This is a genomic window from Ramlibacter sp. AN1133 (assembly GCF_037890035.1).
Taxonomy (GTDB): domain Bacteria; phylum Pseudomonadota; class Gammaproteobacteria; order Burkholderiales; family Burkholderiaceae_C; genus Ramlibacter.
Window position 1 is genome coordinate 153,298 of record NZ_JBBKTQ010000010.1, and the last position, 20,847, is coordinate 174,144.

A 20,847-nucleotide genomic window follows, 5' to 3' on the forward strand; every position below is an offset into this window, starting at 1 on the left:
CCACCAGCGGCCCGGCAAAGCCGGTTCCGCGGTGGCACGGGATAATGGCTGCCTGATATGAGTACCGCTGCCCGCCCCCTGCGCCTGTCCACCCGCGATGCCGGCTTCGACGCCGCGTTCAAGGCCCGCCTGCACTGGTCCGCGGAGACGGATGCGGGCATCGAGCAGGCCGTGGCGCAGATCCTGGCCGACGTGCGGCAGCGCGGGGATGCGGCGGTGCTGGAATGCACCAACCGCTTCGACGGCATGCAGGCGAAGTCGCTGCAGGAACTGGTGCTGCAGCCCTCCGAGCTGAAGGCTGCCTTCGAAGGCCTGCCGGCCCGGCAGCGCGCGGCGCTCGAAGCCGCCGCCGAACGCGTGCGCTCCTACCACGAGGCGCAGAAGAAGGCCTCGGGCGAGAGCTGGAGCTACCGCGACGCCGACGGCACGCTGCTGGGGCAGAAGGTCACGCCGCTGGACCGCGTCGGCATCTACGTGCCGGGCGGCAAGGCGGCCTATCCGTCCTCGGTGCTGATGAACGCGATCCCGGCGCACGTGGCCGGCGTCGGCGAGATCATCATGGTGGTGCCCACGCCGCGCGGCGAGAAGAACCCGCTGGTGCTGGCCGCTGCCCACGTGGCGGGCGTCACGCGCGTGTTCACCATCGGTGGCGCGCAGGCGGTGGGGGCGCTGGCGTACGGCACGGAAACCGTGCCGCGCGTCGACAAGATCACCGGCCCCGGCAACGCGTACGTCGCCAGCGCCAAGCGTCGCGTCTTCGGCCAGGTGGGCATCGACATGATCGCCGGGCCGAGCGAGATCCTGGTGCTGGCCGACGGCAGCACGCCGGCCGACTGGGTGGCGATGGACCTGTTCTCGCAGGCCGAGCACGACGAACTGGCGCAGAGCATCCTGCTGTGCCCCGACGAGGGCTACATCGCGCAGGTGCAGGCCGCGATCGAGCGCATGCTGCCGGAGATGCCGCGCGCGGAAATCATCGCCAAGTCTCTGACTGGCCGCGGCGCGCTGATCCACACCCGCAGCATGGAAGAGGCCTGCGAAATCAGCAACCGCATCGCCCCGGAGCACCTGGAGATCGCCAGCCACGAGCCGCACCGCTGGGAGCCGCTGCTGCGCCATGCGGGCGCGATCTTCCTGGGCGCTTACACCAGCGAGTCGCTGGGCGACTACTGCGCCGGGCCGAACCACGTGCTGCCCACGGCGACGACGGCGCGCTTTTCCAGCCCGCTGGGCGTCTACGATTTCCAGAAGCGCAGCAGCCTGATCGAGGTGAGCGAAGCCGGCGCCCAGACCCTGGGCACCATCGCCGCCGAACTCGCCTACGGCGAAGGCCTCCAGGCCCATGCCCGGGCCGCGGAGCTGCGCCTCAAGCGCTGAAACCCAACCCGGACATCCGGACGCAGAGGACGCAAAGGGTACGCAGAGGACGCAGAAAAATCCTTTAAGGTATTCTTTTGCGCTCTCTGCGTACCCTTTGCGTCCTCTGCGTCCGGAAGTCTGGCTTTTCACTCCCCCCATGACCGCATCCCTCGAAAAACTCATCGCCACCCGCATCCGGCAGGACGTCCAGGGCATGCATGCCTATGCGATCCAGGATTCGAAGGGGATGGTGAAGCTGGATGCGATGGAGAATCCGCACCGGCTGCCGCTGGCCTTGCAGAAGGAACTCGGCGAACGGCTCGCCGCCATCGCCCTGAACCGCTACCCCGGCGAACGGATAGCCGACCTGCGCCGGGCGCTGGCCAGGCACGCCCAGCTGCCCGCCGGCTGCGCACTGATGCTGGGCAACGGCTCGGACGAACTGATCTCCCTGCTGGCCCTGGCCTGCGACGTGCCCGGCGCCACCATCCTGGCGCCACTGCCCGGGTTCGTGATGTACGAGATGAGCGCGAAGCTGCAGGGCCTGAAGTTCGTCGGCGTCGACCTCACGCCCGACCTCGAGCTGGACGAGAAGGCCATGCTGGACGCGATCGCGCTGCACCAGCCCGCCATCGTCTACATCGCCTACCCGAACAATCCCACCGCCAACCTCTGGAACGACGCCACGATCGAGAATATCGTCGAGGCGGCGCCCGGCCTGGTGGTGATCGACGAGGCCTACCAGCCTTTCTCCAGCCGCAGCTACCTGGAGCGCCTGACGAAGCACGAACACGTGCTCCTGATGCGCACCCTGAGCAAGTTCGGCCTGGCCGGCGTGCGCATCGGCTACATGATGGGCCGCTCGGAGCTGATCGACCAGATCGACAAGGTGCGCCCGCCGTACAACGTGAGCGTGCTGAACGCCGAAGCCGCCCTGTTCGCGCTGGAGCACGAGGACGTCTTCGCAGCCCAGGCCGCCGACCTGAAAAGGGAGCGCGGGCGCCTGCAGCAGGCGCTGGCGGAAATGGGCGTGAAGTCCTGGCCCAGCGACGCCAACATGATCCTGGTGCGCGTGCCGGACCCGGGGCGCAGCTTCGAGGGCATGAAAGCCCGCAAGGTGCTCGTCAAGAACGTTTCTAGAATGCACCCATTGCTGGCCGGATGCCTGCGCCTGACCGTCGGCACCGCCGAAGAGAACACGCAGATGCTGGCCGCCCTGCAGTCCACCCTATGAGAAGCGCTGAAGTCACCCGCAACACCGCGGAAACCCGGATCACCGCGAAGGTGAACCTCGACGGCACCGGCGTCGCGAAGCTGGCCACCGGCATCGGCTTTTTCGACCACATGCTGGACCAGATCGCCCGCCACGGCCTGATCGACCTGGACATCGACGCCAAGGGCGACCTGCACATCGACGGCCACCACACGGTGGAGGACGTCGGCATCACCCTGGGCCAGGCTGTCTACCAGGCGGTGGGCGACAAGAAGGGCATCCGCCGCTACGGCCATGCCTACGTGCCGCTGGACGAGGCGCTGTCTCGCGTGGTGATCGATTTCTCCGGCCGCCCCGGCCTGGTCATGAACGTGCCGTTCAAGAGCGGCATGATCGGCACCTTCGACACGCAGCTGGCCCACGAATTCTTCCAGGGCTTCGCCAACCACGCCTTCGTCACGCTGCACATCGACAACCTGCGCGGCGAGAACGCGCACCACCAGTGCGAGACGGTGTTCAAGGCCTTCGCCCGGGCCCTGCGTTCGGCGCTGGAGCTCGATCCCCGTGCCGCCGGCACCATCCCTTCGACCAAGGGCAGCCTTTGACCACAAGGACGGTCGCGGTCGTCGACTACGGCATGGGCAACCTGCGCTCGGTGTCGCAGGCGGTCATGCACGTCGCCCAGGGCAGCGGGATGGAGGCCGTGATCACCTCGCGCCCCGAAGAGGTGCGTGCCGCCGAACGCGTCGTCCTGCCGGGGCAGGGCGCCATGCCCGATTGCATGCGCGAGCTGCGCGACTCGGGCCTGCTCGAACCGGTGCTGGAGGCCGCGGCGACCAAGCCGCTGTTCGGCGTCTGCGTCGGCATGCAGATGCTGCTGGATCGCAGCGAGGAAGGGCCCACTGACGGCCTCGGCCTGATCCATGGCGAGGTCGTGCGTTTCCGCCTCGAAGGCCAGCTGCAGCCCGATGGCAGCCGCTACAAGGTGCCGCAAATGGGCTGGAACCGCGTGATCCAGGCGCGGCCGCACGCCATGTGGGCCGGCGTGCCGGACGAAAGCTGGTTCTATTTCGTCCATTCGTTCTACGCCAGGCCGTCGGACCCGCGCCACAGCGTTGGGGAATCCGAGTACGGCGTGCGCTTTACCTGTGCGGTGGCCCGCGATAATATTTTTGCGACCCAGTTCCACCCCGAAAAAAGCGCCGACCAGGGCCTCTCGCTCTATCGCAACTTCCTGCACTGGAATCCCTGATCGTCCACGGGTCGCGGCACGGCCGCCGCTGTCCGTCCTCCACCATTCCCCATGCTGCTGATTCCCGCGATTGACCTGAAAGACGGCCACTGCGTTCGCCTGAAACAGGGCGACATGGACCAGGCGACCACCTTCAGCGAGGATCCCGCCGCGATGGCGAGCACCTGGCTGGAGCGCGGCGCCCGGCGCCTGCACCTCGTCGACCTGAACGGCGCCTTCGCCGGCAAGCCGCAGAACTTCAGCGCCGTGCGGTCCATCCTCAAGGCGGTGGGCGACGACATCCCGGTGCAGCTGGGGGGCGGCATCCGCGACCTCGACACGATCGAGAGGTACATCGACGGCGGCCTGCGCTACGTGATCATCGGCACCGCGGCGGTGAAGAACCCCGGCTTCCTCAAGGACGCCTGCACCGCCTTCGGCGGCCACATCATCGTGGGGCTGGACGCCAAGGACGGCAAGGTCGCCACCGACGGCTGGAGCAAGCTCACGGGCCACGAGGTGGTCGACCTGGCGCGCAAGTTCGAGGACTGGGGCGTCGAATCCATCATCTACACCGACATCGGCCGCGACGGCATGCTCACGGGCATCAACATCGAGGCCACGGTGAAGCTGGCCCAGGCGCTCTCGATCCCGGTGATCGCCTCGGGCGGACTGTCCTCGATGACGGACATCGAGAAGCTCTGCGCGGTGGAAGACGAAGGCATCGAGGGCGTGATCTGCGGCCGGGCGATCTACTCGGGTGACCTCGATTTCGCGCGCGCCCAGGCCCGCGCCGACGAACTGAACGGCTGAAGTGCTCGCCAAGCGCATCATCCCCTGCCTCGACGTCACCGGCGGCCGGGTCGTCAAGGGCGTCAACTTCGTGGAATTGCGCGATGCGGGCGACCCGGTGGAGATCGCCGCCCGCTACAACGAGCAGGGCGCCGACGAACTGACCTTCCTGGACATCACCGCCACCAGCGACGGCCGCGACCTGATCCTGCACATCATCGAGGCGGTCGCCTCCCAGGTGTTCATCCCGCTGACGGTGGGCGGCGGCGTGCGCACGGTGGAAGACGTGCGCCGCCTGCTCAATGCCGGGGCCGACAAGACCAGCTTCAATTCGGCGGCGATCGCCAACCCGGACGTGATCGACGCCGCCTCCGCCAGGTACGGCGCCCAGTGCATCGTGGTGGCCATCGACGCCAAGCGGCGCAGCCCCGGGGACGCCGCCACCCGCGGCGCCGGCTGGGACGTCTACAGCCACGGCGGCCGGCGCAACACCGGACTGGACGCGGTGGCCTGGGCCACGGAAATGGCCCGCCGCGGCGCCGGCGAGATCCTGCTGACCAGCATGGACCGCGACGGCACCAAGTCGGGGTTCGACCTGGAACTTACGCGCGCCGTCGCCGATGCGGTGCCCATCCCCGTGATCGCTTCCGGCGGCGTCGGCACCCTGGACCACCTGGCCGACGGAGTCCAGCAGGGCGGCGCCGACGCCGTGCTCGCCGCCAGCATCTTCCACTACGGCGAATACACCGTCGCCCAGGCGAAGGCGCGGATGGCGGAACGGGGCATCCCGGTTCGCCTGTAACCCGCAGCCGCCATGGGGGACAATACGCCCATGGACTGGCTCGACGAGGTGAAATGGGATGCGCAGGGCCTCGTGCCCGTGATCGCGCAGGAAGCGTCCACGGGCGACGTGCTGATGTTCGCCTGGATGGACCGCGCGGCGCTGCGGAAGACGGCCGAACTCGGGCGCGCCGTGTACTTCAGCCGCTCGCGCGGCAAGCTGTGGTTCAAGGGCGAGGAGTCCGGCCACGTGCAGCAGGTGCACGAGATCCGCATGGATTGCGACAACGACGTGCTGCTGCTGAAAGTCACCCAGCAGGGGCACGAGCCGTCGATCGCCTGCCACACCGGCCGCCACAGCTGCTTCTTCCAGCTTTACCGCGACGGCGCCTGGCAATCGGTGGAGCCCGTCTTGAAAGACCCGTCCACCATCTACACCTCATGAGCATGTCCGCCGTCGACACCCTGGCCCGCCTGGCCGCCGTCATCGAGAGCCGCAAGCCGGCCAACGGGGGCGACCCCGAGGCCAGCTACGTCGCGCGCCTGCTGCACAAGGGCCCGGACGCCTTCCTCAAGAAGATCGGCGAGGAGGCGACCGAAGTCGTGATGGCCGCCAAGGACATGGACCACGGGGGCGGCGACCGGGCCAAGCTGGTCGGCGAGGTGGCCGACCTGTGGTTCCATTCGATGATCGCGCTGGCGCATTACGGCCTGGCGCCCGCCGACGTCGTCGCGGAGCTGCAGCGCCGCGAAGGCCTCGGCGGCCTGGAGGAAAAGGCGATGCGCAAGGTGCGCGGCCGCGAGGGGGGCGAGTAAGGAGCAAGGAGCAGCCATGGCAGAGACCGATTTCGTCACCCTCGAAGACAAGCGCAGCGACCGTTCGACGATGCACGTCCTGTACGGGCTGCACACGGTCGCGCCGTTCTCGCTGTGGACGCTGTCGGTCATCGCGCTGATCGTCAACTACGTCAAGAAGGCCGACGAAGCCGACCGCCTGTACGCGGCGCACCACAAGTACATGATCCGCACCTTCTGGTGGACGATGGTGTGGCTCGTGATCACGGCGCCGCTGTTCGTGCTGATCATCCCCGGCTACATCGCCTGGACGATCATCGGCGCCTGGTACATCTACCGCTACCTGCGCGGCTGGCTGCGCTTCAACGACAATCGCTTCCCCGAATAGCGAGGCGCGCATGAGCCAGGATCCGAACTGCATCTTCTGCAAGATCGCCGAAGGCAAGATCCCGTCCCGGAAGGTCTACGAGGACGACGAGATCCTCGCCTTCCACGACATCCAGCCCTGGGCCCCGGTGCATTTCCTGCTGATCCCCAAGCAGCACATCACCTCCTTCGCCCACGTGGAGGAATCGCATGCGCCCCTGCTGGGAAAGATGATGAGTCTCGTTCCCAGGCTCGCGCAGCAGGAGGGCTGCCGTCCGTACCCCGAGGGCGGGTTCCGCCTCGTGTGCAACACGGGCGACGACGGCGGGCAGGAAGTGCGGCACCTGCACTTCCACGTGATCGGCGGGCCACGTCCCTGGCGCAAGGGGTAATCCTTATGGTCGGGCAAGGGGATGAACTTCCCCTGCCCGACTAGAATCCGAGCAGTAAGACAGGAGAGACTCCATGGGTTCGTTTTCCATCTGGCACTGGCTGATCGTGCTGTTGATCGTGGTGCTCGTTTTCGGGACCAAGAAGCTCAAGAACATCGGCCAGGACCTCGGCGGCGCCGTCAAGGGCTTCAAGGACGGCATGAAGGACGGCTCGCAACCCGAGACGCCGGTGCCGCCGTCGTCGCAGGTCACGTCCACGCCGCAGCCCACGGGCGCGGACAAGACGACGATCGACGTCGAAGCGCGCAACAAGTCCTGATCCGCACCGGCATCCCCACCCAGTGATCGACCTCGGCCTCTCGAAGATGGCGCTGATCGGCGCCGTGGCCCTGATCGTGATCGGGCCGGAAAAGCTGCCGCGCGTCGCGCGCACCGTCGGCACGCTGCTGGGCAAGGCCCAGCGCTACGTCAACGACGTCAAGGCGGAAGTGAACCGCTCGATGGAGCTCGACGAGCTGCGCAAGATGAAGGAGACGGTCGAATCCGCCGCCCGCGACGTCGAGAGCTCGGTGTCGACGGCGGCGTCCGATTTCGAGAAGCAGTGGCAGGAGGTCGCCACCCCCTCCACCGCGATCGACGAGTCGCCCGCCTTCCCCGAGTACAAGCACCCGAAGAAGAAGTGGCGCCTCAAGCAGGGCGCCGTGCCGCACTGGTACAAGGCGCGCACCGGGGTGCGCACGCGCGCGCTGTCCGGCGCGGCGCGCGTGGCCAGGTACCGCCCGCAGAAATTCAACTGAAAGCGGCCGCGCCCCGGGAGCAGGGGGCGCCGGCCGATGCCCATGCCCGATCCCCAAGTCGACAAGGAAGACGAACTCGCCGGTACGGAGCAGCCGTTCGTCGCGCACCTCATGGAGCTGCGCGACCGGCTGATCTACTGCATCTACGGGATCGCCGCCGCCATCATCGCCCTGTCGATCTGGCCGGGGCCCAATGGCCTGATCGACTTCATCGCGCGCCCGATCCGCGCGCACATGCCGCCGGACGCGAAGCTGATCGCGGTGGGCGTGTTCTCGCCCTTCTTCGTGCCGCTGAAGGTGCTGCTGATGGTGGCGGTGCTGCTGGTGCTCCCCTGGCTGATGTACCAGATCTGGGCCTTCATCGCGCCGGGCCTGTACAGCCACGAGAAGAAGTTCGCGCTGCCCCTGATCATCTTCGGCAGCCTGCTGGCCTATGGCGGCATCGCGTTCGTCCAGTTCTTCGTGCTGGACCGGATGTTCGCCTTCATCCAGGGCTTCACGCCCTCCAGCGTGGCGGCCACGCCCGACATCGCCTCGTACGTGGAGGCGATCCTGGGGCTCTACCTCGCCTTCGGCCTCGCCTTCCAGGTGCCGATCGTGGTGATGCTGCTGGTGCGCTTCGAGATGATCACGGTGGAGAAGCTGCGGGAGTTCCGCGGCTACTTCGTGGTGCTGGCCTTCATCATCGCCGCCGTCATCACGCCGCCCGACGTGGTCTCGCAGCTCGCGCTGGCCGTTCCCATGGTGTTCCTGTACGAGCTGGGCATCTGGGGCGCCAAGATCTTCGTGAAGCACTCGAAGGCGCCGGAGGAGTCGGGCGAAGCGGCGACAAAGTGATCGAGCGGGGTGTGTTGGCGGGATATCTCGTCCACTGAACCCCGTCGGTTTGGCACCGTTGACTCCCCGCCGGATCAGCCCGGGACTGTCCGTCCCTGCGAATGTCCCCCGGCGCGGGTGAGAACCGTTGCCCGTGCTGGCGCCGCGCCCGCGCCTCCTCCTTGATTTCGCTGAGCCGGACAGTGACCCGTCCTGGTCCGGCCCGGGGGGAGCCGCTGTTCTTTCCCCGCTTCAGACGATGAGCGGAAACCTCAGCGCCCCGGCAGACCCGGTACCACCTGCGGCGCCTGCTGCTTCGGCTTCGGCCGCTTGCCTGGCGTCACCGTCACTTCCACGCCGTCGTCGCGCCGCTGCAGCTTGAACTGCGTGGCGGTGCCCGGTTTCAGCGCCGCCACCGTGGACAGCAGTTCGGAGACGTTGGCGACGTCCTTGCCGCCCACCTGGACGACCACGTCGCCGGGCTTCACGCCGGCCAGGGCCGCCGGGCCGTTCTGCAGCACGCCGGTGATCAGCACGCCCTTCTTCGCCTTGACGCCGAAGGTCTCCATCAGCTCGACCGACAGGTCCGCCGGTTCCACGCCGATCCAGCCCCGCGTGACCACGCCGTCCTTCACGATGCCTTCCAGCACCAGCTTGGCCGTCGACACGGGGATGGCAAAGCCGATGCCCATGCTGCCGCCCGAGCGCGAGTAGATCGCGGTGTTGATGCCCATCAGGTTGCCGTTGACGTCCACCAGCGCGCCGCCGGAGTTGCCGGGGTTGATGGCCGCATCGGTCTGGATGAAGTTCTCGAAGGTGTTGATCCCCAGCTGGTTGCGCCCGAGCGCGCTGACGATGCCGCTGGTGACGGTCAGGCCGACGCCGAAGGGATTGCCGATGGCCAGCACCTGGTCGCCGACCTGCAGCGCATCCGAGTTGCCGAGCGTCATGGCCGGCAGGCGGTCCAGGTTCACCTTGAGGATGGCGAGGTCGGTCTCCGGGTCGGTGCCGATGATCTTCGCGCGCGTCTTGCGGCTGTCGTTGAGGGCGACCTCGATCTCCGTGGCGCCTTCGACCACGTGGTTGTTGGTGAGGATGAAGCCGTCGGTGCTGATGATGACGCCGCTGCCCAGGCCGCTCTGCGGCACCGCGCCCTGGTCGCCGAAGAAGAAGCGGAACCACGGGTCGCTGGAGGAGGGCCGGTCGGCCGCCTTGCTGGTGTTGATGCTCACCACCGCCTGCGAGGCCTTCTGCGCGGCGGAGCGGAAGCTCCCCGGCGGGGCCGGCGCGCTGGGCGGCGTGGGGGCTTCCTGCAGGGCGATGCCGGTGGAGGCGCTCATGACCGGGCGGCGGTTCAGCCATTCCGGCTTCATCGTGACGACGACGAAGTAAGCGGCCAGCAGGATGGTCACCGCCTGGGAGAAGACGAGCCAGTAGCGTCGCATGTGCTCGGGGTTGCGGAAAGCCCAAGTGTATGCGGGATGCAAGGCCCGCCGGGTCGCAGCGCTGCTATTGCAGGGCGAGCCGGGCGTCCGCGCGGCGCTCGCGCCGGCGCCGCTGGCGACGACCCCAGCGGGCTTCCTCGATCGGCACCGGCCGGCCGCTCGCGGGGTCCGCGGTGGCGGCGCGCGAGTGCATGCCCCGGGCGGCCTCCGCCAGGCGTTGTGCCTGGTCCAGCACATCCTCCACTTCGGGGTGGAAGGCGGGCAGGTGCACGACGCCGATGCCGACGTCGACTTGCACGCGCACCGGCTCGCCGTCGCGCCCGGTCACCTCGATGGGGCGCCGCAGGCTGCGTGCCAGCCGCAGGCCGAGGCCGCGCAGCCAGCCGGGCGCGGGGATGGTCTCGACCAGCGCGACGAAGCAGCGGTCCCAGTAGCGGCCCACCGGGTTGACCACGCCCACCTGGCGCTGCAGCCGCGCCGCCACCGTCATCCACACCTCGTGCAGGCCGGCGGCGCCCACCTGCGTGGCGATGCGGTCGGCGTCGAACACCGTGACGGCCACCAGCGCGCCCTCGCGCCGGGTGCGGCGCCGGCGCTGCTGCGATTGCACCAGGCGGTGCACCAGCGCGGCGCTGCTGTGCACGCGCGTCACCGGGTCCACCGCGGGCACGCTGCCCGTCTCGCGCGTGCGCCACGCGTGCCGCTCGCGCCGCCACAGCATGCGGCCGGTGAGCGCGTTGCTCACCGTGGCGGCGAGCGCGACGCCGGCCTGCGCCAGCGGCGACCCGGCGCCCGGATGCATGGCGAGCGCGTACAGGCCCGCGAGGGCGGGCAGGGTGAGCATGCAGCCGGCGGCCATCGCCAGCGCCAGCCGGTCGCCGAGGATCCAGGCGCGGAACGTCAGCCAGCACGCGAGCGCGCTGCCCGCGAGCGACAGCGCCGCGGCCGCGGGCAGCTGCTGGTCTTCCGGCAGGCGCAGGATCGCGAGCGCCAGCAGCGGCAGCGCGAAGGCCGACAGGCGCAGCACGGCGGCCATCAGGCGGTCGCGTTCGCCGGCCGCGAGCCAGCCGTGGATCCAGAAGCTGGCGAGCGCCACGCACACGGGGCCGGCCAGCACCTGCAGCAACTGCAGGCGGGCGGGGCCCGGCTGGGCCGCGTGGCGCAGCACGCCGCTGAGCACGAGCACCAGCAGGAACACGCTCACGTGGTAGCCCACCACCCGCAGCTTGGCCACGCTGGGGCGGCCCGCCAGGTCGCCGGTGCGGGCGAGCGCCACCGCCCCGATCGCGCCCAGGGCCATGCACCACAGCATCAGCGTCAGCTTGTCCATCGCGGCTCCAGCCAGGAGGAGGGGCGATGTTCGCGCCGCGGCGCCGCCCGCGCCGTAGCAGAATGCGGCCTGAACCTTGTGACCTTTCCCCCATGACGCACCGGAGCGACCTGCTGCAAGCCTTCGACACCCTGCTGGCGCCGGAGCGCTTCAAGGACTACGGGCCCAACGGCCTGCAGGTGGAGGGGCGGGTGGAAGTGCGGCGCATGGTCTCCGGCGTTACGGCGAGCCGCGCGCTGATCGAGGCCGCCATCGCGCGCGAGGCCGACGCGATCTTCGTGCACCACGGCCTGTTCTGGCGCGGGCAGGACGGCCGCATCACCGGCTGGATGAAGCAGCGCCTCGCCCTGCTGCTGGCGTACGACATCAACCTGTTCGCCTACCATTTGCCGCTCGATGCGCACGCCGAGCTGGGCAACAACGCGCAGCTCGGACAGCAGCTCGGCCTGCGGGCCGACACGCGCTTCGGCGAGCAGGACCTGGGCTTCCTCGGCGAGCGCGCCGACGGCGCGGACTTCGCCGACAGCGAGGCCCTGGCGGTGAACGTGCGCAAGGCGCTGGGCCGGCCCGTGACCTGCGTGGCCGGCGCGAGCGGGCCGATCCGCCGCATCGGCTGGTGCACGGGTGGCGCGCAGTCGTACTTCGAGGCGGCGATCGCGGCCGGCGCGCAGGCCTTCCTCACCGGCGAGATCTCCGAGCCGCAGGCGCATTACGCGCGCGAATGCGGCGTGACCTTCATCGCCTGCGGCCACCACGCCACGGAGCGCTACGGCGCGCCGGCGGTGGCGGCGCACGTCGCGCAGCAGCTCGGGATCGAGCACGTGTTCGTCGACATCGAGAATCCGGCGTGAGCGCCGCACGGCCGCCCGAAGGCGCGGGCCCCCTCCGCTGGCGGAGGGGGGAGGCGCAGTCCACGAAGCGGCAAGCCTGGGGGAGGTTCCTGTGAAACCGGTTGCCATCACCATCGGCGATCCGGCGGGCATCGGGCCGGAGATCATCGCCAAGGCCTTCGCGGAGAGTCCCGGGCTCACCGCCGGCTGCTTCGTCGCCGGCGACCTCGCCTGCATGCGGCGCGGCGCCGCGGCCATCGCCCGCGGGCGGCCGCCGCTCGCCCTCGCCCTGATCGATTCCGTGGAGGAGGCGGCGCAGGTGCCGCCGCGCTGCATCCCCGTGCTGCAGGTCGGCGCTCCCGTCGAGCCGCTGCCGGCATGGGGCGAAATCAACGAGGCCGCCGGGCGCCTGGCGGCCCAGGCGGTGCTGTGGGCCGCGAGCGCGGCGCTGCGCGGCGAGGTGGCCGCCATCGTCACGGCGCCGCTGCACAAGGAAGCGCTCGCGGCCGCGGGCCTGCCCTACCCGGGCCACACCGAGCTGCTGCAGGCCGAGGCGGCGGCCCACGCGGGCGTGGCGCTGGACTGCATGCCCGTGCGCATGATGCTGGCCAACGACGAACTGCGCACCGTCCTCGTGAGCATCCACGTGGCGCTGCGCGAGGCGCTCGATGCCGTGACCTTCGCCAACGTGCGCGAGACGCTGCGCATCGCGGATGCCGCGCTCGCGTCCATGCTGGGGCGGCACCCCCGCATCGGCGTGGCCGGACTCAATCCGCATGCGGGCGAGGGCGGCCTGTTCGGCCGGGAGGAGATCGAGGTGATCGTCCCCGCGATCGTCGACGCGCGGGCGGCCGGCCTCGACGTGCACGGTCCGTTCGCGCCCGACACGGTGTTCATGCGCGCGCGCCGCGGCGAGTTCGACGTGGTGGTGGCGATGTACCACGACCAGGGGCTGATCCCGGTGAAGTACCTGGGGGTGGAGAAAGGCGTCAACGTGACGCTGGGCCTGCCGCTGGTGCGCACGAGCCCCGACCACGGCACGGCGTTCGATATCGCGGGCAGCGGCCGGGCGGACGCGTCGAGCCTGTGCGAGGCGATCCGGATGGCGAAGGAGCTGGCGGGAATTTCGTAGGCTGGTGGTGACGAAGGAACCCCAGCGAACGGCGAGCGAAGCGAAGCCGGGGTTCCCGGCGCGCGTTGCGCGCGGTCGCCGCCGGTCTACGCCCGCACTCTCAGGCTGTCGCGGATCTCCCGCAGCAGCAGCACGTCCTCCGGCGGCGGCGCCGGCTCCGCGGCGGGGGCGGGCCTGCCCTCGCCGGTATGCAGACGCCGCAGCCGGTTGATCTGCTTGACCATCAGGAAGATCACGAAGGCCAGGATCACGAAGTTCATGGCCACGGTGATGAAGTTGCCCCAGGCCAGCACCGGCACGCCCGCCTTCTTCAGCGCATCCAGCGTCATGGCGGTGCCGGCCGGCACGTCGCCGAGGACGATGAACATGTTGGAGAAATCCAGCTTGCCGAGGATGCGGCTGAGGAGGGGCATCACGACGTCGCCGACCAGCGAGTCGACGATCTTGCCGAAGGCGGCGCCGATGATCACGCCGACCGCCAGGTCGACCACGTTGCCCTTGATCGCGAACTCGCGGAATTCGTGCAGCAGCTTCATGCAGGCTCCTCTCGTTGGTCTTGGTGCCCGGGAGTATGCGTCAGCCCGCCTGCCGTCAGCCTGGTGCAAGTGTCGCGCCCCGGCGGACCCCTTGACACGCTCCGCTACAATCGCGGGTTGACCCTTAAACAGAGATCCTCGAGGACCCCATGAGCAACTCCACGGTGGACGCCAGCAAACGGACGTGGCTGATCGCGTCCGGCTGCGTCGGGGCGGTGGGCGCAGGTTTCACTGCGGTGCCCTTCGTCAGCAGCTTCCAGCCCTCCGAACGCGCCAAGGCTGCCGGCGCCCCCGTCGAAGTCGACATCTCGGCGCTCCAGCCGGGCCAGAAGATGACCGTGGAATGGCGCGGCAAGCCGGTGTGGATCCTGCGTCGCACCCCGGAGCAGATCGCCGGCCTGAAGAAGCTGGACGACCAGGTCGCCGACCCGAACTCGCAGCGCAACGCCTACCCGACGCCCGACTACGCGAAGAACGAAGGCCGCTCGATCAAGCCGGAGTACTTCGTCGCCGTGGGCATCTGCACGCACCTCGGCTGCTCGCCCACCGACAAGTTCCAGCCCGGCCCGCAGCCCTCGCTGCCGGACGACTGGCAGGGCGGCTTCCTGTGCCCCTGCCACGGCTCCACCTTCGACCTGGCCGGCCGCGTGTTCAAGAACAAGCCCGCGCCCGACAACCTCGAGGTGCCGCCGCACATGTACCTGTCGGACGCGCGCATCCTGATCGGCGAAGACAAGAAGAGTGCGTAGAGCCATGGCCGAATTCAAGGAAATCTCCCCCAACGCCAGCGTCGGCCAGAAGGTCAACAACTGGCTGTACAACCGCTTCCCGACCGCGTACGACGCGTACAAGGTCCACATGTCGGAGTACTACGCTCCGAAGAACTTCAACTTCTGGTACTTCTTCGGCTCGCTGGCGCTGCTGGTGCTGGTGATCCAGATCGTCACCGGCATCTTCCTCGTGATGCACTACAAGCCCGACGCGAACCTGGCGTTCGCCTCGGTGGAGTACATCATGCGCGACGTGCCGTGGGGCTGGCTGATCCGCTACATGCACTCCACGGGGGCCTCGGCGTTCTTCATCGTCGTGTACCTGCACATGTTCAAGGCGATGATCTACGGCAGCTACCGCAAGCCGCGCGAGCTGGTGTGGATCTTCGGCTGCTCGATCTTCCTGATGCTGATGGCCGAGGCCTTCTTCGGCTACCTGCTGCCCTGGGGCCAGATGTCCTACTGGGGCGCGCAGGTGATCGTGAACCTGTTCTCCGCCGTGCCCTTCGTCGGCCCCGACCTGGCGCTGATGATCCGCGGCGACTACGTGGTGAGCGACGCGACGCTGAACCGCTTCTTCAGCTTCCACGTGATCGCGATCCCGCTGGTGCTGCTGGGGCTGGTCGTGGCGCACCTGTTCTCGCTGCATGACGTGGGTTCCAACAACCCCGACGGCATCGACATCAAGGCCCCGGACTACCCGAAGGACGCGCAGGGCCACTCGGTGGACGGCATCCCCTTCCACCCGTACTACAGCGTGCACGACATGGTCGGCGTCGCCGTGTTCCTGATGGTGTTCAGCGCCATCATCTTCTTCGCGCCGGAACTGGGCGGCTATTTCCTGGAGTACAACAACTTCATCCCGGCCGACCCGCTGAAGACGCCGCTGCACATCGCGCCGGTCTGGTACTTCACGCCCTTCTATTCGATGCTGCGTGCCACCACCGACACGATGGTGAACGTGTTCTGCATCATCGTCGCCCTGGCCGCGATCTGGACCTTCCTCAAGAGCCGACTGTCCTTCATGGGCAAGGTGGTGGCCGTCGTGGCCGCCGTGATCGCGATCGTGCTGCTCAAGACCTTCGACGCGAAGTTCTGGGGCGTGGTCGTGATGGGCGGCGCCGTGATCATCCTGTTCTTCCTGCCCTGGCTGGACGCGAGCCCGGTGCGCTCGATCCGCTACCGCCCGCGCTGGAACTACTGGCTCTACGGCATCTTCGTGGTCCTGTTCGTGGTCCTCGGCTACCTCGGCATCCAGCCGCCGTCTCCCGTGGGCACCGCCATCGCGCAGTTCGGCACGGTCTACTACTTCGGCTTCTTCCTGCTGATGCCCTGGTGGAGCCGCATCGGCGAGTTCCGGCCTTTGCCCGAGCGCGTCACCTTCGCGCATTGAGAGGCCGAGCAGAGTCCCAACATGAAAAAACTGATCCTGACCCTGATGCTGGCGCTCGGCTGCATGGCCGGCGCGCAGGCCTCCGAAGGCGAGGTCGCCTGGGACAAGGCGCCCAGCCACACCAACGACCTGCCGGCGCTGCAGAACGGCGCCAAGCTGTTCGTCAACTACTGCCTGAACTGCCACTCGGCGGCCTTCATGCGGTTCAACCGCCTGCAGGACATCGGCCTCGCCGAGCAGCAGATCAAGGACAACCTGCTCTTCGTGACGGACAAGGTCGGCGACACCATGAAGTCGCCGCTGGACCCGAAGGAAGCCAAGGAATGGTTCGGCGCGGTGCCGCCGGACCTGACGCTGATCGCGCGTTCGCGCGCGGGCCACGGCGGCACGGGCGCGGACTACCTGTACACGTACATGCGCTCCTTCTACCGCGACGACACCCGGCCCACCGGCTGGAACAACCTGGTGTTCCCCAACGTCGGCATGCCGCACGTGCTGTGGGAACTGCAGGGCGACCGCGAGCCGCAGTTCGAGAAGACCGAGTCCCACGGCCACGAGGTCGAGGTGTTCAAGGGCTGGAAGCAGGTGACGCCGGGGCAGATGACCAGCCAGCAATACGACCAGGCGGTCGGTGACCTGGTGGGTTACCTGCAGTGGATGGCCGAGCCGGCGCAGAACCACCGCGTGCGCGTCGGTGCCTGGGTCATGCTGTTCCTGGCGGTGCTGCTGGTGGTGTTCTGGCGCCTCAATGCGGCGTTCTGGAAAGATATCAAGTAAGCGGACAGAACGCGGTGCGGCCGGGGGCCGCACGCGCGGACTTGTCGTAGAGTGGGCTGCTTCGCACCCACTCTTTTTGGTTTTTAGAGGACTTTCAAAATGATGGTGCTGTACTCGGGAACGACCTGCCCCTTCTCCCATCGCTGCCGCTTCGTGCTGTTCGAAAAGGGAATGGATTTCGAGATCCGTGACGTCGACCTGTACAACAAGCCGGAAGACATCAACGTGATGAACCCGTACGGCCAGGTGCCCATCCTGGTCGAGCGCGACCTCATCCTGTACGAGTCGAACATCATCAACGAGTACATCGACGAGCGCTTCCCGCATCCGCAGCTGATGCCCGGCGACCCGGTCGACCGCGCCCGCGTGCGCCTGTTCCTGCTCAATTTCGAGAAGGAACTGTTCGTGCACGTCTCCACGCTCGAGTCCCGCGCGGCCAAGAGCAACGAGAAGGCGCTGGAGAAGGCCCGTTCGCACATCCGCGACCGCCTCACGCAGCTCGCCCCGGTGTTCCTGAAGAACAAGTACATGCTGGGCGAGAACTTCTCGATGCTCGACGTGGCCATCGCGCCGCTGCTCTGGCGCCTGGACTACTACGGCATCGAGCTGTCGAAGAACGCGGCGCCGCTGCTCAAATATGCCGAGCGCATCTTCTCGCGCCCGGCGTACATCGAGGCGCTGACCCCCTCCGAAAAGGTGATGCGCAAGTAGCGCATACTTGGCCGGCTGCCGAAGTACTGCGCCCCTCGCATGAACGCACTGGAATCGACGTCCACCCGCCCGTACCTGATCCGGGCCCTTTACGAATGGTGCACCGACAACGGCTTCACGCCGTACGTGGCGGTGCTGGTCGACGACACGGTGCAGGTGCCGCGCGAGTACGTGAAGAACGGCGAGATCGTGCTGAACATCAGTTACGACGCCACCAGTTCGCTGAAACTGGGCAACGACTTCATCGAGTTCAAGGCCCGCTTCGCGGGCACCGCGCGCGAGATCATGGTGCCGGTGAACCGGGTGATCGCGATCTATGCGCGCGAGAACGGCCAGGGCATGGCCTTCCCGGTGCCGGTGCCAGGTGCGCCGGCCGAGGAGACCAAGCCCTCGCCGCTCACGAGCGTGCCGGCCGCCGCGGAAGGCGAAAGCAAGGTGGTGCAGCTGGTGCCCGAAGCCGGCGCGCCCACGCCCCCCGAGGAGCCGCCGCGTCCGCCAACCGGCCCGCGGCCGGCGCTGAAGCGGGTGAAATAGAAGGCGGACTTCCGGACGCAGAGGACGCGAAGGGTACGCAGAGGACGCAAAAGAAAACCTTTGAAGTTTTCTTGGTCTTTTTTGCGTCCTTTGCGTACCCTTCGCGTCCTCTGCGTCCGGATGTTTGGTATTTCGGCAGCCTAGAATCCCCCTCAGGCCGATTTAGCTCAGTCGGTAGAGCAACCGCCTTGTAAGCGGTAGGTCGTCCGTTCGATTCGGACAATCGGCACCATCCTCCGAGGCCGGTCTCCCGCGGCCGCTCCTTCGCTGCCACCTGCTTTTCCTGTAAGCAGGCATGTCCGTGCATGCGGGTCGTCACTTTGGGTTGTTGCACCGCACGACGTGGACGTGTAAGGTCGTCGTGCGCTGCCAATGACAATCGCCAAGACCCGTCTGGTGGGAACGCCGCGACAGCAGGACCGCGCCGCCGCCCTGATCGAAGCCGTCGCGAGCATGGACGGGGTCGTGCTCGAGCGCGACGACGCCTCCAGGCCGGCGGCCGCCGGCGCCGATCTCTACATCTTTGCCTGCGACCACCAGGACGGCAGCGATGGCACGCGCATCATCGAAGCCGTGCAAAGCCTGCGTCGCAGCGAACCGCTGGCCGCCATCCTGGTGGTCGGGAACGCGCCGAGCGAGCAGACGATCCTGCGGCTCCTGGCCTCCGGTGCCGACGACTACGTTGCCCTGGCGCACGATGCGGCGGAACTGCGCGCGCGCATCGCCTTCCTGCTCGGGCGCTTCTGTTCGGCGCGCCCCCTGGTGCGTGAACCGGGCGTGCTGTCAACGGTCGACTGCATCGGCTCGAGCGAACCCTTCCTGCGCCAGATCGGCATGCTGCCGACCTTTGCCGCCTGCGACTCCGGCGTGCTGATCACCGGCGAGACGGGCACCGGAAAGGAAGTGTGCGCGCAGGCGATCCACTACCTTTCGGCACGCGCCGCGCGTCCCTGGGTGGCGGTCAACTGCGGCGCGGTGCCCGCCGAGCTGATCGAGAGCGAACTCTTCGGCCATGTGCGCGGCTCGTTCACGAACGCGCACGTGGCCCGCCAGGGCCTGGTGCGCGAGGCGGAAGGCGGTACGCTGTTCCTCGACGACGTGGACTGCCTGCCGCTCATGGCCCAGCCCAAGCTGCTGCGCTTCCTGCAGGAAGGCGAGTACCGGCAGGTCGGCGCGAATGGCGTGCAGCACGCCGACGTGCGCGTGATTGCCGCCAGCAACCGGCACCTGCCGCAGATGGTGGCGCAGGGGACCTTCCGCCAGGACCTGTACTACCGCCTGAACGTGCTGTCGTTGCGCCTGCCGCCGCTGCGCGAACGGCGTGGCGACGTCGCCGCGCTGGCGCTGTTCTTCGTGCGCAAGCTGTCGCAGCGGATGAAGCGGGCCGAAGCCGGCCTGTCCCCCGGCGCGCTGCACAAGCTGCTCTCCTACGACTGGCCCGGCAATGTCCGTGAACTGAAGCACGTGATCGAACGCGCCCTCATCGTTTCCACGAGCCAGGTGCTGGGTGAAGCCGACATCGACCTGCCCGACGACACCGGTGCCGCCGCCGCCCAGGTCAGCCTGCGCACCGCCAAGGCGCAGGTCGTCGCCCAGTTCGAGCGCAGCTTCATCGAGCAACTGCTCACGGTGCATGGCGGCAACGTCACCCATGCCGCGCAGTCGGCGGGCAAGAACCGGCGCGCCTTCTTCGCGCTGATGCGCAAGTACCGCATCGAGGCGGCGCGCTTCCGGGAGTCGCAGCCGCAGGCTGGCTGAGCGCGACCCGCCTGGCGCCGGCCGCTTTCACACGGCGACCAGCTCCCCGTCCGCGCCCTGGCCGAAGCAGGCTATCCCCAGGTCCGCCAGCACACCGGCGTCGACGGCGGCTTCCTCCACCGACGGATAGACCACGCGCACCGTGCGCACCGGCCGGCCCCGGCCGTCCTGCCCCTGGGCTTGCAATTCGTGCAGCGATTGCAGCTCGCCCAGCGACAGGCCTGCGCTGGTGGCGAACTCCACCAGGGCCTTCTTCTCGTCGCGGGCGACGAAGTTCAGGTGCTCGTGCGGCGCAGCGAGCCAGCGGCGGTTCCAGTCGGCCGCCACGGCGCGGTGCCAGTCCGTTTCGCCCGCGGGCGCCGCCTTGGCCAGGCGCAGCTGGTCGTCCGTCACGGCAGCGGCCCAGTCCGGCTCGCTGACGGCATCCAGCGCGCGCGTGAGCAGCCAGCGGCCCTCCAGCTCGCTGCGAGCGTCCCAGGCGGCCAGGAAGGCAGCGGCGGCCGGCCCGTAGACGGCCTGCACTTCGGCGTCGTCGGTGAGCCACGCGTGGCGCAGCCGCGCGAGCGGCGGCGAAGGGATGAAGGAGGCGCTGTCATCCGGCTCGCGCGCGATCTCGGCCAATCCGGCCGGCAGCGAGGGCAGCAGCGCGGCGAGCAGCGCCTGCGCCTGCGCGAGCCACTTGCGCGCATCCGCCGAGGCACCCGCCGCATCGGCGCCGGTCGACGGCCGATCCCACTGGCAGCGCAGCACCAGCCGCTGCGCGTGGCGGGCGGCGATCACCGGCAGCAGCACGCCTTCCTTGCTGACCTCGACCGAAAGGAAGTGGTCGAGCCCCTTCAAGGAACCGGCCAGCGCCTGGGCCAGCGCGTCGGCGCCGCTGCCTTGGCGGCCGGCGGGTCCGCCGAGCGACCACGCGCCCAAGTCGCTGCCGCCGGCGGCGATCAGCGCGCCGCCCACCACCGGCAGCGGCGTGGCGACGGGGCATTCGACCAGCAGCCGCAACGCCTGCGGCAGCGGCGCGGCGGCAGGACGGACAGCATCAGGAGCGGCAGGTTTCATCGGCAGGACCCGGCAGGGCATCGGCAGGCAT

At 68.6% G+C, this 20,847-nt stretch carries 25 protein-coding genes and 1 tRNA gene; 22 read left to right on the forward strand and 4 right to left on the reverse strand.

Features of this window, described 5'->3' with window-relative positions:
• Positions 1–57 precede the first annotated feature (57 nt).
• From hisD to tatC, 13 genes are all read left to right on the forward strand, one after another.
• Positions 58–1,377, forward strand: coding sequence for a histidinol dehydrogenase (hisD, locus tag WG923_RS16300; protein ID WP_340352024.1), 1,320 nt, complete (start codon positions 58–60; stop codon positions 1,375–1,377).
• Positions 1,378–1,516: 139 nt separating this feature from the next.
• Positions 1,517–2,593: a histidinol-phosphate transaminase gene (hisC, locus tag WG923_RS16305; protein ID WP_340352025.1), complete on the forward strand. Its 1,077-nt coding sequence runs from the start codon at positions 1,517–1,519 to the stop codon at positions 2,591–2,593.
• Positions 2,590–3,177, forward strand: a complete 588-nt coding sequence (hisB, locus tag WG923_RS16310) for an imidazoleglycerol-phosphate dehydratase HisB (protein ID WP_340352026.1) — start codon at positions 2,590–2,592, stop codon at positions 3,175–3,177. The genes hisC and hisB overlap by 4 nt, the downstream gene beginning before the upstream one ends.
• Positions 3,174–3,824: an imidazole glycerol phosphate synthase subunit HisH gene (gene hisH, locus WG923_RS16315; protein WP_340352027.1), complete on the forward strand. Its 651-nt coding sequence runs from the start codon at positions 3,174–3,176 to the stop codon at positions 3,822–3,824. The genes hisB and hisH overlap by 4 nt, the downstream gene beginning before the upstream one ends.
• A gap of 51 nt (positions 3,825–3,875) precedes the next feature.
• Complete coding sequence (gene hisA / locus WG923_RS16320) at positions 3,876–4,616, forward strand: 1-(5-phosphoribosyl)-5-[(5-phosphoribosylamino)methylideneamino]imidazole-4-carboxamide isomerase (RefSeq protein ID WP_340352028.1); 741 nt, start codon at positions 3,876–3,878, stop codon at positions 4,614–4,616.
• 1 nt (position 4,617) lies between these two features.
• Positions 4,618–5,397, forward strand: coding sequence for an imidazole glycerol phosphate synthase subunit HisF (gene hisF / locus WG923_RS16325; protein WP_340352029.1), 780 nt, complete (start codon positions 4,618–4,620; stop codon positions 5,395–5,397).
• Between the two features lie 30 nt (positions 5,398–5,427).
• Complete coding sequence (gene hisI / locus WG923_RS16330; protein WP_340352030.1) at positions 5,428–5,820, forward strand: phosphoribosyl-AMP cyclohydrolase; 393 nt, start codon at positions 5,428–5,430, stop codon at positions 5,818–5,820.
• A 2-nt stretch (positions 5,821–5,822) separates the two neighbouring features.
• Positions 5,823–6,191, forward strand: coding sequence for a phosphoribosyl-ATP diphosphatase (locus WG923_RS16335; RefSeq protein WP_340352081.1), 369 nt, complete (start codon positions 5,823–5,825; stop codon positions 6,189–6,191).
• A 16-nt stretch (positions 6,192–6,207) separates the two neighbouring features.
• Positions 6,208–6,558, forward strand: a complete 351-nt coding sequence (locus WG923_RS16340) for a DUF4870 family protein (protein WP_340352031.1) — start codon at positions 6,208–6,210, stop codon at positions 6,556–6,558.
• Positions 6,559–6,568: 10 nt separating this feature from the next.
• Complete coding sequence (locus WG923_RS16345; protein WP_340352032.1) at positions 6,569–6,928, forward strand: histidine triad nucleotide-binding protein; 360 nt, start codon at positions 6,569–6,571, stop codon at positions 6,926–6,928.
• 73 nt (positions 6,929–7,001) lie between these two features.
• Complete coding sequence (tatA, locus tag WG923_RS16350) at positions 7,002–7,247, forward strand: Sec-independent protein translocase subunit TatA (RefSeq protein ID WP_340352033.1); 246 nt, start codon at positions 7,002–7,004, stop codon at positions 7,245–7,247.
• Positions 7,248–7,269: 22 nt separating this feature from the next.
• Positions 7,270–7,725: a Sec-independent protein translocase protein TatB gene (gene tatB / locus WG923_RS16355; RefSeq protein WP_340352034.1), complete on the forward strand. Its 456-nt coding sequence runs from the start codon at positions 7,270–7,272 to the stop codon at positions 7,723–7,725.
• A 42-nt stretch (positions 7,726–7,767) separates the two neighbouring features.
• Positions 7,768–8,562 (forward strand): twin-arginine translocase subunit TatC, encoded by a 795-nt coding sequence (gene tatC / locus WG923_RS16360; RefSeq protein WP_340352035.1) that lies wholly within the window; start codon positions 7,768–7,770, stop codon positions 8,560–8,562.
• A 251-nt stretch (positions 8,563–8,813) separates the two neighbouring features.
• Here tatC and WG923_RS16365 read toward each other — a convergent pair whose 3' ends face one another.
• On the reverse strand, positions 8,814–9,986 hold the full coding sequence (locus WG923_RS16365) for a trypsin-like peptidase domain-containing protein (protein WP_340352036.1): 1,173 nt from the start codon (positions 9,984–9,986) through the stop codon (positions 8,814–8,816).
• Positions 9,987–10,050: 64 nt separating this feature from the next.
• The gene (locus WG923_RS16370; RefSeq protein WP_340352037.1) at positions 10,051–11,316 is read right to left on the reverse strand and encodes a diguanylate cyclase domain-containing protein; all 1,266 of its coding nucleotides are present in this window, start codon (positions 11,314–11,316) and stop codon (positions 10,051–10,053) included.
• A 92-nt stretch (positions 11,317–11,408) separates the two neighbouring features.
• Between WG923_RS16370 and WG923_RS16375 the strand changes: the two genes are divergently transcribed.
• Complete coding sequence (locus WG923_RS16375) at positions 11,409–12,167, forward strand: Nif3-like dinuclear metal center hexameric protein (protein WP_340352038.1); 759 nt, start codon at positions 11,409–11,411, stop codon at positions 12,165–12,167.
• 91 nt (positions 12,168–12,258) lie between these two features.
• Positions 12,259–13,278 (forward strand): 4-hydroxythreonine-4-phosphate dehydrogenase PdxA, encoded by a 1,020-nt coding sequence (gene pdxA, locus WG923_RS16380; protein ID WP_340352039.1) that lies wholly within the window; start codon positions 12,259–12,261, stop codon positions 13,276–13,278.
• Between the two features lie 86 nt (positions 13,279–13,364).
• Here pdxA and mscL read toward each other — a convergent pair whose 3' ends face one another.
• Complete coding sequence (mscL, locus tag WG923_RS16385; RefSeq protein WP_340352040.1) at positions 13,365–13,814, reverse strand: large conductance mechanosensitive channel protein MscL; 450 nt, start codon at positions 13,812–13,814, stop codon at positions 13,365–13,367.
• Between the two features lie 149 nt (positions 13,815–13,963).
• On the opposite strand from mscL, the gene petA reads away from it, so the two are divergent.
• From petA to WG923_RS16420, 7 genes are all read left to right on the forward strand, one after another.
• The gene (gene petA / locus WG923_RS16390) at positions 13,964–14,563 is read left to right on the forward strand and encodes a ubiquinol-cytochrome c reductase iron-sulfur subunit (RefSeq protein ID WP_340352041.1); all 600 of its coding nucleotides are present in this window, start codon (positions 13,964–13,966) and stop codon (positions 14,561–14,563) included.
• Positions 14,564–14,567: 4 nt separating this feature from the next.
• Positions 14,568–15,977, forward strand: a complete 1,410-nt coding sequence (locus WG923_RS16395) for a cytochrome b (RefSeq protein WP_340352042.1) — start codon at positions 14,568–14,570, stop codon at positions 15,975–15,977.
• A 21-nt stretch (positions 15,978–15,998) separates the two neighbouring features.
• Complete coding sequence (locus WG923_RS16400; RefSeq protein WP_340352043.1) at positions 15,999–16,754, forward strand: cytochrome c1; 756 nt, start codon at positions 15,999–16,001, stop codon at positions 16,752–16,754.
• Positions 16,755–16,853: 99 nt separating this feature from the next.
• Positions 16,854–17,465, forward strand: coding sequence for a glutathione S-transferase N-terminal domain-containing protein (locus tag WG923_RS16405; RefSeq protein ID WP_061500777.1), 612 nt, complete (start codon positions 16,854–16,856; stop codon positions 17,463–17,465).
• A 39-nt stretch (positions 17,466–17,504) separates the two neighbouring features.
• On the forward strand, positions 17,505–17,999 hold the full coding sequence (locus WG923_RS16410; RefSeq protein WP_340352044.1) for a ClpXP protease specificity-enhancing factor: 495 nt from the start codon (positions 17,505–17,507) through the stop codon (positions 17,997–17,999).
• A gap of 156 nt (positions 18,000–18,155) precedes the next feature.
• Positions 18,156–18,231 (forward strand) — tRNA-Thr (locus tag WG923_RS16415).
• A gap of 140 nt (positions 18,232–18,371) precedes the next feature.
• Positions 18,372–19,757 carry a sigma-54 dependent transcriptional regulator gene (locus WG923_RS16420; protein WP_340352045.1) on the forward strand — a complete coding sequence of 462 codons (1,386 nt, stop codon included), beginning with the start codon at positions 18,372–18,374 and terminating at the stop codon, positions 19,755–19,757.
• A gap of 27 nt (positions 19,758–19,784) precedes the next feature.
• On the opposite strand, the gene WG923_RS16425 is transcribed toward WG923_RS16420, so the two are convergent.
• Entirely contained in the window at positions 19,785–20,816 is a 1,032-nt protein-coding gene (locus tag WG923_RS16425) for a hypothetical protein (protein WP_340352046.1), read from the reverse strand.
• Positions 20,817–20,847 lie beyond the last annotated feature (31 nt).